Origin of the sequence: Paraburkholderia sp. SIMBA_053 (assembly GCF_046534895.1) — a bacterium.
Taxonomy (GTDB): Bacteria; Pseudomonadota; Gammaproteobacteria; order Burkholderiales; family Burkholderiaceae; genus Paraburkholderia; species Paraburkholderia caledonica.
Genome location: NZ_JAWRXU010000001.1, coordinates 756,341 through 770,247 on the forward strand (window position 1 = coordinate 756,341; position 13,907 = coordinate 770,247).

The 13,907-nt window shown below is 62.0% G+C and carries 15 protein-coding genes; 7 read left to right on the forward strand and 8 right to left on the reverse strand.

Annotated features, from left to right (window positions below; all coding sequences use genetic code 11):
- Positions 1–34 precede the first annotated feature (34 nt).
- The 5 genes from rhmD to SB753_RS03490 form a co-directional block, all read right to left on the reverse strand.
- Complete coding sequence (gene rhmD / locus SB753_RS03470) at positions 35–1,213, reverse strand: L-rhamnonate dehydratase (RefSeq protein WP_020066252.1); 1,179 nt, start codon at positions 1,211–1,213, stop codon at positions 35–37.
- A gap of 50 nt (positions 1,214–1,263) precedes the next feature.
- Positions 1,264–2,589 carry an MFS transporter gene (locus SB753_RS03475; RefSeq protein WP_410798969.1) on the reverse strand — a complete coding sequence of 442 codons (1,326 nt, stop codon included), beginning with the start codon at positions 2,587–2,589 and terminating at the stop codon, positions 1,264–1,266.
- A gap of 113 nt (positions 2,590–2,702) precedes the next feature.
- On the reverse strand, positions 2,703–3,455 hold the full coding sequence (locus SB753_RS03480; protein ID WP_020066255.1) for an SDR family NAD(P)-dependent oxidoreductase: 753 nt from the start codon (positions 3,453–3,455) through the stop codon (positions 2,703–2,705).
- 261 nt (positions 3,456–3,716) lie between these two features.
- Complete coding sequence (locus SB753_RS03485) at positions 3,717–4,061, reverse strand: hypothetical protein (RefSeq protein ID WP_020066256.1); 345 nt, start codon at positions 4,059–4,061, stop codon at positions 3,717–3,719.
- Positions 4,062–4,231: 170 nt separating this feature from the next.
- Positions 4,232–5,494 (reverse strand): MFS transporter, encoded by a 1,263-nt coding sequence (locus SB753_RS03490; RefSeq protein WP_408493116.1) that lies wholly within the window; start codon positions 5,492–5,494, stop codon positions 4,232–4,234.
- Between the two features lie 365 nt (positions 5,495–5,859).
- On the opposite strand from SB753_RS03490, the gene SB753_RS03495 reads away from it, so the two are divergent.
- A complete protein-coding gene (locus tag SB753_RS03495) occupies positions 5,860–6,132 on the forward strand; it encodes a hypothetical protein (protein ID WP_087753327.1) in 273 nt (90 codons plus the stop codon).
- Between the two features lie 58 nt (positions 6,133–6,190).
- Here SB753_RS03495 and SB753_RS03500 read toward each other — a convergent pair whose 3' ends face one another.
- Positions 6,191–6,499 carry a hypothetical protein gene (locus SB753_RS03500; protein ID WP_087753328.1) on the reverse strand — a complete coding sequence of 103 codons (309 nt, stop codon included), beginning with the start codon at positions 6,497–6,499 and terminating at the stop codon, positions 6,191–6,193.
- Between the two features lie 619 nt (positions 6,500–7,118).
- On the opposite strand from SB753_RS03500, the gene SB753_RS03505 reads away from it, so the two are divergent.
- Positions 7,119–7,445 carry an H-NS family nucleoid-associated regulatory protein gene (locus SB753_RS03505; RefSeq protein ID WP_410798971.1) on the forward strand — a complete coding sequence of 109 codons (327 nt, stop codon included), beginning with the start codon at positions 7,119–7,121 and terminating at the stop codon, positions 7,443–7,445.
- 28 nt (positions 7,446–7,473) lie between these two features.
- On the opposite strand, the gene SB753_RS03510 is transcribed toward SB753_RS03505, so the two are convergent.
- Both SB753_RS03510 and SB753_RS03515 read right to left on the reverse strand, forming a co-directional pair.
- Positions 7,474–7,926 carry a low molecular weight phosphatase family protein gene (locus tag SB753_RS03510; RefSeq protein WP_288827385.1) on the reverse strand — a complete coding sequence of 151 codons (453 nt, stop codon included), beginning with the start codon at positions 7,924–7,926 and terminating at the stop codon, positions 7,474–7,476.
- 206 nt (positions 7,927–8,132) lie between these two features.
- Entirely contained in the window at positions 8,133–8,813 is a 681-nt protein-coding gene (locus SB753_RS03515) for a J domain-containing protein (RefSeq protein WP_410798973.1), read from the reverse strand.
- 457 nt (positions 8,814–9,270) lie between these two features.
- On the opposite strand from SB753_RS03515, the gene SB753_RS03520 reads away from it, so the two are divergent.
- The 5 genes from SB753_RS03520 (at position 9,271) to SB753_RS03540 (ending at position 13,886) form a co-directional block, all read left to right on the forward strand.
- Positions 9,271–9,930 (forward strand): NADPH-dependent FMN reductase, encoded by a 660-nt coding sequence (locus SB753_RS03520; protein WP_410798974.1) that lies wholly within the window; start codon positions 9,271–9,273, stop codon positions 9,928–9,930.
- Positions 9,931–10,256: 326 nt separating this feature from the next.
- Positions 10,257–10,472, forward strand: a complete 216-nt coding sequence (locus tag SB753_RS03525) for a hypothetical protein (RefSeq protein ID WP_020066265.1) — start codon at positions 10,257–10,259, stop codon at positions 10,470–10,472.
- Between the two features lie 130 nt (positions 10,473–10,602).
- Positions 10,603–11,520, forward strand: coding sequence for a ferritin-like domain-containing protein (locus SB753_RS03530; protein WP_410798976.1), 918 nt, complete (start codon positions 10,603–10,605; stop codon positions 11,518–11,520).
- 14 nt (positions 11,521–11,534) lie between these two features.
- Positions 11,535–12,989: an indoleacetamide hydrolase gene (gene iaaH, locus SB753_RS03535; RefSeq protein WP_410798977.1), complete on the forward strand. Its 1,455-nt coding sequence runs from the start codon at positions 11,535–11,537 to the stop codon at positions 12,987–12,989.
- A gap of 12 nt (positions 12,990–13,001) precedes the next feature.
- Positions 13,002–13,886, forward strand: coding sequence for a CDP-diacylglycerol diphosphatase (locus tag SB753_RS03540; RefSeq protein WP_410798979.1), 885 nt, complete (start codon positions 13,002–13,004; stop codon positions 13,884–13,886).
- Positions 13,887–13,907: the final 21 nt, after the last annotated feature.

Here is a 13,907-nt window from a genome sequence, read left to right on the forward strand (position 1 = left end):
CTCTCCTATGCTGGGTGATCCTGACTGCGGCCCATCAACGCGGATAAGGCCGCACCAGCGCACATTCCGGATTGAGCCTCACGCCGAAGCCCGGTGTGTCCGGCACCTTCATTCGTCCATTCACGGGCACCGGTTCGTCGAGCAGAAGCGGCGTGAACATGGGCACCACTTCGTCGGCCTTGGGCGCCATCATCAGGAACTCGGAGAAAGGCGAGTTATGACGCGTGACGACAAAATGGTAGCTATACACGGACGAACCATGCGGCACCACCATCACGTTATGAGCATCCGCAAGTGCCGATATCTTGATCAGTTCGGTGATGCCGCCGCACCAGCCCACGTCCGGCTGGATCAGATCGCAGCATTGCATTTCAAGCAGCATGCGAAAGCCCCAGCGCGTCGCCTCGTGTTCGCCCGTGGACACCATCATGCCGCGCGGCACGTTGCGGCGCAGTTCGGCGTAACCCCAGTAGTCGTCGGGCGACAGGCACTCTTCGATCCATTTGAGCCCGTACTCGTGCGCGGCGTGCGCGAGGCGCGTTGCGTACGGCACGTCGAGACTCATCCAGCAGTCGTACATCAGCCAGAAGTCGTCGCCCACGCGGCTGCGCATGTCCGCGAGCTTTTCGAGGTTGAGTTTGAGCCCGGCTTCCCCTTCTGCCGGGCTATGCTGCAACGGCAGTTTTCCGCCGATGAAACCCATCTCCTTCGCAAGGTCGGGACGTGCGCCGGTCGCATAGAACATGAGTTCGTCGCGCACGGGACCGCCCAATAGCTGATACACAGGCTCCTTACGCACCTTTGCGAGCAGATCCCACAAGGCGAGATCGACGCCGGAGATCGTATTGAGAACCACGCCTTTGCGCCCGTAGTAAAGCGTCGCGTAGTACATTTGATCCCACATCTTCTCGATGTCGGTCACGAGCTGACCTTCAAGAAAACGCGCGAGGTGTTTCTCGACGATGAACGCGCCGATTTCGCCGCCCGTCGTCACCGCGAAGCCGACCGTGCCGTCGCTTGCTTCTATTTCGACCACAAGCGTGCCCAGCACATTGATGCCAAACGACTGGCGGCTCTGGCGATACTCGGGATAGCGCGCCATCGGCGTGGAGATGTGATCGTCGATCCAGTGTCCGCCGGGCTGATCGTGATAGTCCGCGCCGCCGCCGCGGACGATGAAGGCACGCACGTGCCGGATAGTAGGCATGGCCATGAGAGAGGGGCTCCGTGATAGGCGTCGAACGTGTCGCCGGAAATGTGCCCTTAGCGGGCGCGGTGCAGCAAATCGTGGGTTTTGCCGGGTGCCTGTGCGTGACCACGCAGCAGCGTGCCGATCAGCAGCGCGGCGATGAGACTCGACGCGCCCAGCACGACCAGTCCCGCAGATGTCGAGGAAAACGCGTGTTCCGCAACGGTGCGCAAGCTGGGCGCAATAAAGCCGCCAAGGCTGCCGAGCGAGTTGATCAGCGCGATGCCGCCCGCGGCGGCCGCACCGGTTAGCAGGCGTGTCGGGAAGGTCCAGAAAAGCGGTTGAGCCGCGATGAAGCCGCTCGCCGCGCAACACAACGCAACAAGCCCGATCGCGGGGTCATGAGCGAGACCCGACACGCCGATGCCAAGGCCCGCGACGACAAGCAATGCCGACGCCCACAGACGGTGTCCGCCCGTGCGATCCGCGCGGCGCGGCACATACCAGGTCACCACGAGCGCGCAGAGCCAGGGCAATGCCGCGACGAGGCCGACATGAAATCCCACTGTCGTGCCGAGCAGAGCTGCGACTTGTTGCGGCAGATAAAAGATCACGCCGTACACGCTCATTTGAATCAGCAGATAGATCAGCGAGAGCAGCAGCACGCGACGATCCACTAGCGCGGCGAGAAGGCGATGCGGCCCATGCGCGGACGCCGCACGCGCGTCTTCGTCGAGAGCCGAGCGCAGGCTTGTGCGCTCCTGCTCGTTAAGCCAGCGGGCGTTTTCCGGACGATTGTCGAGATACCAGAACGCCCAGACGCCGACGAGCGTTGCCAGAATGCCTTCGACGAGAAAAAGCCACTGCCAGCCCGCGAGACCCAGCGCGCCATTCAGTTCGAGCAGCAAGCCCGACAATGGACTGCCGAAAATGAACGCCAACGGTGCGCCGAAATAAAACATGCCGACGGCCCGGGCACGCGCGCGCTGCGGAAACCAGTGCGTCAGGTAATAGATCACGCCGGGGAAAAAGCCTGCTTCGGCAACGCCCAGCAAGAAGCGCAGCGTGTAGAACGTGGTGGCGGTATGAGCGAGACACATTGCTGCCGATACGAGTCCCCATGTCACCATGATGCGGCACATCCAGGCACGCGCGCCGACACGATGCAGCAGCAGATTACTTGGCACTTCGAACAATGCATAGCCAACAAAGAACACGCCCGCGCCGAATGCGAACGCCGCATTCGAGAGCCCCGTGTCGTGTTGCAGCGCTTTTTGCGCAAAGCCGATGTTCGCGCGGTCGAGAAACGCCAGCACGTACATCAGCAGCAGGAAGGGCAACAGCCGGCGCATTACCTTGCTGTTGATCGCCTCCAGTGAAGCGCTCGCATGCGGGTCCATGTCGTCTCCTTCGGGCAACTCGCGTTGGCGGCTGCGCGGTTCTTGTATATCGTGCTGCTTGCGGCTCGTATTTTTCGGGGCGCCGTATATCCGCGCGACGCCCGCGCGAATGCTCAGTAAGTGGCGCGTCCGCCCGAAAGGTCGAATACCGAACCGGTGCTGAACGCGCAGTCTTCGGATGCGAGCCACAGAATCAGCGACGCCGCTTCCTCGGGCAACAGAAAACGGTTCATCGGAATCTTCGAGAGCATGTAGTCGATGTGCTGCTGCGACATCGAATCGAAAATCTCGGTCTTGGCCGCAGCGGGCGTGACCGCGTTGACGAGAATGTTCTTCGTCGCAAGCTCTTTGCCGAGCGATTTTGTTAGACCGATCAGCCCCGCCTTCGACGCGCTGTAATGCGAGGCGTTCGGGTTGCCCTCTTTGCCCGCCACCGACGCGATGTTAACGATGCGTCCATAGCCCTGCTTCAGCATCTGCGGAACGACCGCGCGGCACGTGAGGTACGGGCCGATCAGATTTACGTCGATCACGCGGCGCCAGACGTCCGGCTCAAGTTCCCACGTGGTGCCGTTGCCGCCAGTAATGCCCGCGCAGTTGACGAGTACGTCGATCGCGCCGTGATCGGCGACGGTCCGTTCGACAGCTTGCGCCACAGCCGATTCCTGTGTGAGCTCGACGGTCACTGCCGTCACCTTGCCGAATTCGCTGAGTTCGCGCTGACTCCGCGCGAGACGTTCGGCGTCGACGTCCCATAGTGCAACCGACGCGCCCGATTGCAGCGCCCGTTGCGCCACCGCGTAGCCGATGCCGCGAGCGCCACCAGTAATGGCGACAACGCGTCCGTCCAGATCGATTCGATTCATTTGTGTCTCCTGTCGCACGGTTCACGTGCGCCCAAGTTGTTGTAGCCGTTAGCGTCCGTGTTGCGTTTCACGCCAATATACGAGCGACGCGATGCCTCAACAATCCGAGAATTGGAAAGGTCGATAACAAAAGCGGATCGGGGCGTGGCGGCGCACAAGGCGCCAATGCGACAGGACTTTGGGAAAGGACTGGGGGAAGGTTACGGCAACTGCGTGGTCTGGCCGCGAGCGCCGTCGCGGCCGTACATCAATAAGGCCACATCAAAGCGCTTCCTGGCAAAGCGCCATCATTCGCTGAACCATCGTGCTTGCTTCGTTCAGCTCCATTTCGCTAGTGAAGAGCGCCTGTACATTCGACAGTCGCACGGCAACGCCCGCGTCCTTCAGATCCCGGCTCGCGATCTTCAAAGCGAGTTGCCCGATGTTCACGCGTTCGAGCCAGTCCATGCTCATGTTGTTTTTCGCGAGCCACTGGCGGCAGCACTGGACGACGTGATCCACACGCCAGTCCGCACTGAGTGCATAGGAGGCCGCTGCGATCGCTACGAGAAAGCACAGCAGTTCCGCGCGCGTGGCAGAGGGTCGTGTCGATTCCGTGTGTTTCATCCGCTTGTCTTTTGCGTGGGTGGCGTCCGGCTTTCGCCAGGCTTACGGCGAGTGCTTCGTTCATCAGCACTCGCCGGGCGTGTCAAATGTATAGATAGTCAGCAAACGAAATTGCGGGCGCGCGCTTGAAAATCAATACCACATCGACGCCCGCAGACCTGATTGCGTGACTAGTCTCCACACGCCGCACTGCACTCGGCGCAAGCTACCGCTTTCGGCGCGAGTTTGCCCGCGCCGCTTCGGCCGAAGCTCACGAGCGCCGCCAGGCCGAGCAACGCGAGGCCGCTACCGAACAGAAAGTCGGTGGAAATGCCGACCTGATCGACCACGATACCGCCGACTAGCGAGCCCACCGCGATCGCCACCTGAATGATGCTCACAAAAAGCGCGGAGCCGGCTTCCGGTGAATCGGGCGTGGCTTGCTGAATCCAGATGCTGAAGCACAGCGGCAACGCGCCAAAAGAAACGCCCCACGCGAGCACGAGCGCGACGACACCGATCGACGAATGCTGCAACATGGGCAGCAGAATGAGCGCGAACATCAGCAGCGAGATCATTGCGCCGAGCGAGATTTTCAGGCTGCGCGTGACCGTGGACGAAACCGCAAAGTTCGAGAAGAACCCGATGATGCCGAAGCCAAGCAACAACCAGGTGACAGTCGCCATCGAGAGATTTGCATTGCGCAGCAGGAACGGCGTGATGTACGTGTACGACGAGAAATGCGCGCCGAACACAAGCCCGACCATCAACATGCTCCGGCGCGGATAGGGCCTGCGCAGCAGCGAAACCAGATCGTTCAGCCGCAATGCGACGCTCGACGGCAACGACGGCACGAACAGGAACTGCGCGATGAGCGCAGCCGCGACGAGACCGCCCGTTGCCATAAACGACGCACGCCACGACGCGAAACTCGCAATGAAGGTTCCGAGCGGCACGCCGATCACCGTCGCACAGGTCACGCCGGTGAGAATGGTGGCCATTGCGCGGGCCGAGTCTTTCGGCTGCACGAGGCGCCCGGACGCCGCAGTTGCGAGTGTCCAGAAACCGCCCAGCGCGGCGCCGAGCAATGCGCGGCCCACCAGCATCAAACCGAAGTTCGGCGCAAATGCGGAAATCAGATTCGACGCAAGCAATAAGGCCGTGAGTAACAGAAACACGAGCCGCCGATCCATTCGACCGGCGACCAGCATCAAGCCGGGCGCCGAGATCGCGGCGATAACGCCGGGCACAGTGACCATTAAACCGGCCGTACCAGCAGACACGCCGAGATCCGCGGCGATGCGCGGCAACAGGCCGACCGGCAAAAACTCTGTGGTGACGAACGCGAAGGCGCCGATCGCAACGGCCACGACTGCGAGCCACGAGCGTAGCGACGACGATGGCGCATCGCCGGGCGCGACGGCGCTCGCCGGCAGATTATCTTCTCTTAACATAGTATTGTTTGCGAGTTATTAACAACGAATGGGATTAGAGCAACTGCACATTGCTAATCACCTTCGAAGATCGACTCGCGGGCTGTACGGCACGAGTAAAAAAGCAGGCCATATTGGCCTGCTCTGAATTTCGATCGACGAAGTGGTGGGTGCATGCTGGACGGAACACACCTTAACATCGTATTAAATCGCTCGCTGAGCCCTGCGAAAAATTGCAGTTGCGGGTGGGGTTATTCGAGCGAATCGAGCGTCGTTGTGCGCTCACCTTTCCTGCGACGGCGACGCACGGCAGCGTTGGGCATGACGCTTGCTGAATGCGCGGACAGCATCTAGCGCACTCATCGCTCACTCAAAGGAATTTGAACATGGTTAGCACCCGCCCCTGCACCGCGACCTGCGTCATCGACGGCATGCCGGTCACCCTGACCTTTTATCCCGACAGCGGCATATTGCGGATCGCCGATCCGTCGGGTACATGTATCAAGGAAACGCGCTGGCATGCGTCGTGGCGTTCGCTGCTCGACGAGTTTCGCCGCTTCGGCGAGCGCGCCGCGATGCAAGGACCGGGAGTCGAGGCGATGGTGAGCCGCATCGTCGAAAGCTCCGAAGACACAAGCGCGCAACCCGCGCTGGCATGAACGGAAACGCGAGGCGGTGCGCCAGCTCGGAGCGCGCCACCTCGACGTATTGCGCGGCTTACCGCCCGAAGTAAATCCTGCATTGCGGGCCGCCCGAACAGGGCATATTTTGCCGGGTTCCCGATTCTGAGCGCCCTGCCGCCGTCCCGCCATAAGAGACATTCTGAACGGACTGAGAAGCCGTTCCCGCGGGTTCTATCAACGACATGTCGGTCGTTGCCTGTGCCGATTCGTTCGCGTGCTGCATCAGCCTGTGGCCGGACGTTGTGCCGGCACCCGGCTGAGTTGGCGCGTCGTCGGCGATTGCGGCTCGCGGCGCGAGGAAAAGAACGGCGCTCACCACCGCCATCAATAAACGAAGTTTCATGGTCCAGACTCCTTGAATCCGGCGCAGCAGTATCGCCCCTCCCCAATAATCGATCTGCGTAAAAAACTTTCTGGCCGATGGAGGCCGACGCAAGTGCCAATAGCGACGCGGGCCCGCTGCGTCGACCCGTCGAATGCAACCAGCAACGAGTCGCCCGCGCCCTGGCCGGCGCCGGATACGCTAGTACGATGCGGGATCAGGCGCCTCAGGCTGGAAAACACGGATTGTTCTCTCCGCTATTCTTTTATAGTTCGGCCGCCACGGAATTCAAATTGGCGCACGGAAACGGTGAACAATACTGGGGGCGGAGCGAACAACCTTCGCATGAGCGTTCAAATGCGACAAAATCAGTTAAAACGGTGCGTGCATTGCGCGCGCAGTGCGTTATGATGCTGTCATAACCACAAGAAAGGGCCGCGCGCGGAACGCCGTCGTAAGACAGTGCGTGGACGCGAGACCAGCCGCCCAAATCAGTGCATCGTCATCATCGTTGTTTCCAATTTCGATCAATAACCTCACCGCGGACCGGCGCCATTTAATTGGACTCGAAGCTCTCGCGGGTTTTCCTCGCAATCTGCATTTGACAGAACGCTGGACGCTTTAGAAGGACTAATATCTTATGGACGAAAGGAAGCGAGATAGCATGATTGCGTATCTCCGCCATCGCATGGAAGAGTTTGGCATCAAACCGGAAGACCTTGCCGCCCTGCTAGCATCCGAACCTGCCGTGCAAAAGAATGCACGCTACCGCAGCGCGACAGGAGACAGCTGGGACGGCCAGGGGGAAATGCCCCAATGGCTCAAGCAGGCAATCAGCGCAGGCCAATCAATCGACCATTTTGAATTATCGGCTCCGCCCGCACCCGCGCCGCAGCCGAAAAAGCGCGTCGACTGGAAGAACGATCCATTTGCAGGCAGTCCGCTCGCGCGCTCGAACGAGCACTGAGTGGCCGGCGCCGCGCTATCGCTATACGTTACAGGTTGGGCAAACTGGCAGGAGCACGAGTGCGTGCACCGCGGGCCGACATCGCTCGCGACAGCAGCGCATCTTGCGGCGCTTCAATAAAGGCGCTTAACTGACGCACGATTTGCCAGAACACCTTTTGAAACAGGCGAACGCGCTCTGACTCGGATATACCGTCGGCGAGCGGATTGGCAAAATGCCAGGCAGCGAGTTCGGGGTCTCCCGGAAAGGCGGGCGCATGTGGAGCCGCAACGCTCGCGTCGAGCGCGACCACGAGGTCCATGCGGGGCGCCCATTCGCCTGTGAATTCAAGCCAGCTTTTCGGGCATAGCACGCCGAGATCCGACACGCCGGGCCGCAATTGCGCGACCGTCAATGGATGAACCCGCAAGGCCGGCTCGGGCCCTGCGCTGAATGCCTCGAACCGGTGCCCAGCCAGTTCCCGAAGCAAAGCTTCCGCCATGATGCTGCGTGCTGAATTCTCACGACAGAGAAACAGCACTTTATATTTCCTGGTCACGCTTACCCCGTACTCTGTTTTTTGTATCTTCTATGTGCGATTGTGCCCGCTGAGTCTTGCGCCCCCGTGACAGTACGATGTCTTTAATCCGCGCGCTACGGGAATTTGCCCCTGGAAACGCCCTGAAGAGGGCGTGCGAAGCCAGATAATCAGAACTTCAGCCCATTGAGGAACTGAAACCACAGCCCGCCCAAGCCTCCGGCCGGATGTGTCTCCCCTGCCGCTTCCTCGCGTTTGCCGTGGGCTGCGCGAGCGGCATGCGCGTCGCGATCGGCAGTTTCTTCGCTATGAGCGCCCGCCGTTGCCGGTTCAAATGACCTGTCGGCGCCCGCTTCGCCGGACGCGGCCTCAGTGGCAGTTGCGTTCAACGTTGTCTCGCGCCGCGAAGCCTGCAACGCCGCCACGCTATCCGCGATCTGCGCGGCGCGCGCGGGATCGCATTCCCGCCCGAGCAGTACGCCGAACACGACATCGCGGTTATGGCCTTCGTCGGCGAAACGCATTGCAAGTGCGACCATTCTGGCGTAAGCCGCCTCTTCTGCCGCGCGTGCCGCTGCCTCGCGCTCCGCCTGTGCCTGTTGATGGCGCGAGCGCTGTCGCTCCCATTCCCGCATCTGCTCGGCGTAGACCGCGTCGTACACCTTGCGTTGCTGCGCGTCCGACAGAATCGCGTAGGCGTCGCTGATCTCCTGGAAGGTGGCGCGCGCAACTTCCTCGGAGCCCACGTTGCGGTCGGGATGCCACTTCATCGCGGCCTTGCGGTACGCGCGCTTGATTTCTTCGCCGGTGGCGTGCATGGGCACGCCGAGGGTGTCATAGAGGGTTGCCATTTGCCTGCTCGAACTCGCCGGGTATCGTGTCGCGGACCATCGTAGCACGCGATAAACGGCTGGACCGTGAACGCGCGGCTTCTGCGCGTCGTACGAACCGGCGGACAAAAAAAGGCCCCGCCACGAAGGTGGCGAGGCCGAGTCCCATGTCAAGGAGTGTCATGGAGGAGACGCTTCGATCATAGCGGCCACCACTTGCGCCCCCAACCAATTGTTCGCCATATGCTTATCGGGGTCGGTGAAGTGCGGACAATCAGATGCGATCGGCGCAAATCGACACGGGCGGAGCCACCCAGGCGCACACCCACGCCTCGCGGTTATATGGTTAGAACAAAAAGTCGCTTCGTGCGGGGCCTCGCGCTCATTAAGATGGTGCTTCAAAGTCCGGTTTAGCCGGGCCCGCCTCAGCGCGGACTCGCGCAAAAGCGCCGTGATCCGCTACAGAAGGAGCATTTCGTTGACCAGTTTGGACCATAACCGCCGGCCGCTCGTTGTCGGCATTGGCGGCACGACGCGGGCGGCCTCGTCGACCGAGCGAGCGCTCGGCTTTGCGCTGCGCGGCGCTCAGGCGGCGGGTGCCACCACCCGGCTGTTCGGCGGCACGTTCCTGCATAGCCTGCCGCATTACGCGCCGGAACACAGCGAACGCACCGACGAACAGCTCGAACTGATCGAAGCCGTGCGCCACGCCGACGCGCTGATCATCGCGACGCCGGGCTATCACGGCGGCGTCTCCGGACTCGTCAAGAACGCGCTCGACACGCTGGAGGAACTACGCGCCGACGAGCGTCCGTATCTGGACGGCCGCGCGGTCGGCTGCATCGTGACCGCCTATGGCTGGCAAGCCGCGGGTTCTGTGCTGACGTCTCTGCGCTCGATCGTGCACGCGTTGCGCGGCTGGCCGACGCCATTCGGGGCCGGCATCAACACGCTCGAAACGCGGTTCGATAGTGTCGACACCTGTTCCGACCCAAAGGTGGTCGATCAACTCGCTACTGTCGGCCAGCAGGCCGCGCAATTCGCGCTGGCCTTCAACGCGCATCGCGCGGCAAGCCCGAATGCATCGGGCACCTCACAGCAGCACGCACAACCCGCGCGTCTGCTGCACGCGGTTTAATACCCTCGCCTACGACGCCCCCGGCCGCATTCGCGGACCGGGGGCACTCGCGCTTGTACGAACCGTGCGCCACATAACAGACTAATAACGTTGCGCGCGGGATAGTGTGTCCGAACCCGGCAAACATGCCGTTACCCGGTCTTCTGACAAGCGTTGCGGACCTCCGCTAATTTGCTTGCGAAGAAAGATTGGTTCACGGGCCCTTCAGTGCGGCCTACGCTTGAGCCTGCCCGCCGACTCATCCGCCGCCTGATGCCCACGCAAACGCGTGGCGTCATATGCACCGGCTCCTTGCAACATAAGCGGGCATCTTCACTGCCACAACTATGAATTCACATATTCGCTACAAGGGCTACGAAGTTGCACCGGCCGCGCAACGTTTGCCCAATGGGCTGTTCGCCGCCAACCTGACCATCGAAAAAGCCAGCGCGAGCCGCAGCCAGGCATATTGTTTCGACGCGCTCGATTATTTCTTCGACGAAGAACACGCACTCGACTACGCGTTTCGCTGGGGACGCATGTGGGTCGATAATCAGCAGTGACCCCGCAGTGACCCGCAGTGCCGCCCAGTGGCCACGATCGTCGGGCGCCTGCAGTGCACCGCAGGCGCCGTATCCCGGGGCAATGTGACAGAATAGGCGACACATCGAGTTCGCTCTCTGTACGCTTGCCATGTCCGACTCATTGATAGATGTAGCCGAAGACCACAGCCTGCGCCACTGGACCTTCACCGGCACCGCCCGCGTGAAGATCGGCTCCGAGGCGCACAAGCACATGTTCTGCCGCATGTTGCTCGAGACTCACGATCCCTACAAACCCGCCGTGATCGACTGGCCTGCGCTGTCGCCCGGTGCGCTCGAGCGGCTGTGCTCGCTGCCCATCTGGGACATTGCGGTGCAGACCGAAGGCCGCGCGTCGATCAACGTTCACACTTACGCCGAGCGACTGAGCGACCCGCTGCTTCGCGAAGCCATCACGATGGACGGCGACGAAGAGGCCCGTCACAAACGCGTGCTTGCAAAACTGATTGCGGCATACGGCATCGAGATCGCGCCCGAACCGCACTATCCGCCGCCGCGCGATTCCGAATGGGCATGGATGCGCACGGGCTACAGCGAGTGCATCGACAGTTTCTTTGCGTTCGGCCTGTTTCGCGCCGCGCAGCAGTCCGGCTATTTTCCCGAAGCACTCGTCGAAACTTTCGAGCCCGTGATCCAGGAAGAAGCGCGCCACATCCTGTTTTTCGTAAATTGGGTCGCGTGGCATCGACATAACATGCCGCTGTGGCGCAGGCCGTGGCACGCGTTGCGCGTGGCCGCGATCTGGGCCGTGCTGATCTGGGAGCGCGTGGCGATCGCGAGAGGCATCGACGCGAACGGCGTCGCGCACGACTCGAACTTCCTGCCCGCGAACAGCAGTGTGATCGGCAAAGGGCTCGAAACGCCCGAACTGATCGAGCTTTGCCTCGCGGAGAACGAGCGCCGCATGAGCGGCTACGACGTGCGGCTGCTGCGTCCGCGGCTCGTGCCCACGCTCGCGCGATTCGCGTTGCGTTTGATCACCCGTTCGCGTCGAACAAACATTGCATGACAAGGAGCACGTCCATGACATGGACCGTCGATGAACAGCTTGCGTTGAGTGCAACCGACGCAGTCGCCGCGATCCAGTCGGGCAGGCTCAAGGCAACAGATTACGTCGCGACACTTCTCGCGCGAGCGGCGGCGCTCGGCACGCTCAACGCGCTGACCGTGATCGATCTCGACGGCGCTCTTGCCGCCGGCCGGCGCATCGACGCGCTGCCCGCGTCGGCGAGAGCGCAACTGCCGCTTGCCGGACTGCCGATCGTCGTCAAGGACAACATCAATACCGCGGGACTGCAGACCTCAGCAGGCACGCCCGCTCTGGAAGCTTTTGTGCCCAGCACCAACGCGCGTTCGGTGCAACGTCTCATCGACGCCGGGGCGATCATTCTCGGCAAGGCCAACATGCACGAGCTCGCGTTCGGCATCACGAGTACCAATCTCGCGACGCATGCCCGGCCGGTGCGCAATCCGTACGATCCCACGCTGATTCCCGGAGGCTCGTCGGGCGGAACGGCGGTGGCAATCGCTGCACGCATCGCGCCCGCGGGGCTCGGCACCGACACCGGCGGCTCGACTCGCATCCCCGCCGCGTTGACCGGCACCGCGGGATTTCGTCCGTCGGTTGGCAATGGCGGTGCCGAGCGGCGCTATCACGACCCTGACGCCGTGGTGCCGATCAGCCATACCCGCGACACCGTCGGACCGATGGCGCGCACAGTAGCCGATATCGCGCTGCTCGACGGCGTGATTACCGGCGAGGGTGCGTTGCCCACCGTCGCGCTGAACGGCTTGCGCATCGGCTTGCCGGCGCCGCTGTGGGAAGGTCTCGCGCAGCAGGTCGAGGACGTGGCGCGCGCCGCGCTGAAACGGCTCGAAGCAGCGGGCGTTGTTTTCGTGCCGGTGGCGATGAGCGAGCTGAACGACCTCAACAGTATGGTCGGCGGCCCGATCGCTATTCACGAAGCGCGCGACGATGTGAACGCCTGGCTCGTCGCCAACCAGGCGCCGGTGCAGACCGTCAGCGAACTGGCGGCTCGCATCGCGAGCCCCGATGTGCGTGCAATTTATGACGCGGTGATCGCAGGCTCGCTCGACGCGCATTACGAGGCGGCGCTCAATCACTGGCGGCCATTGCTGCAGGCCTATATCGCCGCTACTTTCGCCGACGAACGTCTCGATGCGCTGCTGTTTCCCACCACACGGCTCACTGCGGTGCCGATGGACGAGATCAACGGTTCATCGACGGTCTCCATCGACGGCGCGCCGCCCATCGATACGATGGAAGCGTTCCTGCGCAATACCGATCCGGCCAGCACGTCGGGCATTCCCGGACTGTCCTTGCCCGCGGGAATGAGCGCACACGGTTTGCCGGTCGGTCTCGAACTGGACGGGCCGCTTGGCAGTGACAGGCGTCTGCTCGCCATCGGCGTGGCGTTCGAACAGTTATTGGGCACATTGCCGCCGCCCGTGCTTTAAGCAAAATAAAACATGCCGATAGAAATCGTTCGCCCTCAAGCTCACGCTCAAGATCATGCTCACGTTCAGGCTCAAGCGCCGATAAGAACACCTCCAGATACGCCTCGATTTTCCGGATCCGATGGTCGCCGACCAACGGAGACACGCACACGTTACTTCCGGCGCGTCGTTGCGGCGCTGGGCATCGCGCTTGCCGCCGCCGGATGCGCGCGTCTTGCGGCCGTCGATTCCAATGCGTTATGGAAGATCGTCGACATGCGCTGCGTGCCTTCGCAACAGGCGACCGGCACGCCCGGTCAATGCACGTTCGTGGATCTCGACAAACACTATGCAATCCTGAAGGATATCGTCGGCCGCTCGCAGTATCTGCTGATTCCGACCGACCGTATCAGCGGCATTGAAAGTCCGCTCGTGCTCGCGCCACATGCGCAGAGCTATTGGGCCGACGCGTGGACCTCACGCGACTACGTGAATCGCTCGGTCAAGCGAACGCTGCGCGACGATCAGTTGGGGCTCGAAATCAACTCCCAATTCCGCCGCTCGCAAAACCAGTTGCATATTCATATCGATTGCATGCGCCGCGATATCAGCGACGCGCTCGCGCGCCACGCGAAAGACGCGCCCGGCGAATGGCGTTGGGACACGCTCGACGGCAACCGTTACCGGATCATGCGAATTACCGCGCTGAGCGGCACGAGCGATCCGTTTCGCCTTGTTTCGCGCGACAACCGTAACGCCGATGCAATGGCGCTGCAAACCATCCTTGTCACGGGTGCGGGACCATCGGCAGAGAAAGATGGCTGGCTCGTCGTGAACAGCGGCCTCGATGCAGACAATGGCAGCGGGTCCGCCGAAGGTCTGCTCGATCACTCATGCCACGTGGCCGACGCCTCATAGCAGCAGCGGATTCGAGGGGCG

Excerpts from the sequence above, each read along its gene's own strand:
- rhmD (WP_020066252.1), bottom strand. The coding sequence starts at position 1,213 with ATGGCCATGCCTACTATCCGGCACGTGCGTGCCTTCATCGTCCGCGGC.
- SB753_RS03475 (WP_410798969.1), bottom strand. The coding sequence starts at position 2,589 with ATGGACCCGCATGCGAGCGCTTCACTGGAGGCGATCAACAGCAAGGTA.
- SB753_RS03480 (WP_020066255.1), bottom strand. The coding sequence starts at position 3,455 with ATGAATCGAATCGATCTGGACGGACGCGTTGTCGCCATTACTGGTGGC.
- SB753_RS03485 (WP_020066256.1), bottom strand. The coding sequence starts at position 4,061 with ATGAAACACACGGAATCGACACGACCCTCTGCCACGCGCGCGGAACTG.
- SB753_RS03490 (WP_408493116.1), bottom strand. The coding sequence starts at position 5,494 with ATGTTAAGAGAAGATAATCTGCCGGCGAGCGCCGTCGCGCCCGGCGAT.
- SB753_RS03495 (WP_087753327.1), top strand. The coding sequence starts at position 5,860 with ATGGTTAGCACCCGCCCCTGCACCGCGACCTGCGTCATCGACGGCATG.
- SB753_RS03500 (WP_087753328.1), bottom strand. The coding sequence starts at position 6,499 with ATGAAACTTCGTTTATTGATGGCGGTGGTGAGCGCCGTTCTTTTCCTC.
- SB753_RS03505 (WP_410798971.1), top strand. The coding sequence starts at position 7,119 with ATGGACGAAAGGAAGCGAGATAGCATGATTGCGTATCTCCGCCATCGC.
- SB753_RS03510 (WP_288827385.1), bottom strand. The coding sequence starts at position 7,926 with ATGGCGGAAGCTTTGCTTCGGGAACTGGCTGGGCACCGGTTCGAGGCA.
- SB753_RS03515 (WP_410798973.1), bottom strand. The coding sequence starts at position 8,813 with ATGGCAACCCTCTATGACACCCTCGGCGTGCCCATGCACGCCACCGGC.
- SB753_RS03525 (WP_020066265.1), top strand. The coding sequence starts at position 10,257 with ATGAATTCACATATTCGCTACAAGGGCTACGAAGTTGCACCGGCCGCG.
- SB753_RS03530 (WP_410798976.1), top strand. The coding sequence starts at position 10,603 with ATGTCCGACTCATTGATAGATGTAGCCGAAGACCACAGCCTGCGCCAC.
- iaaH (WP_410798977.1), top strand. The coding sequence starts at position 11,535 with ATGACATGGACCGTCGATGAACAGCTTGCGTTGAGTGCAACCGACGCA.
- SB753_RS03540 (WP_410798979.1), top strand. The coding sequence starts at position 13,002 with ATGCCGATAGAAATCGTTCGCCCTCAAGCTCACGCTCAAGATCATGCT.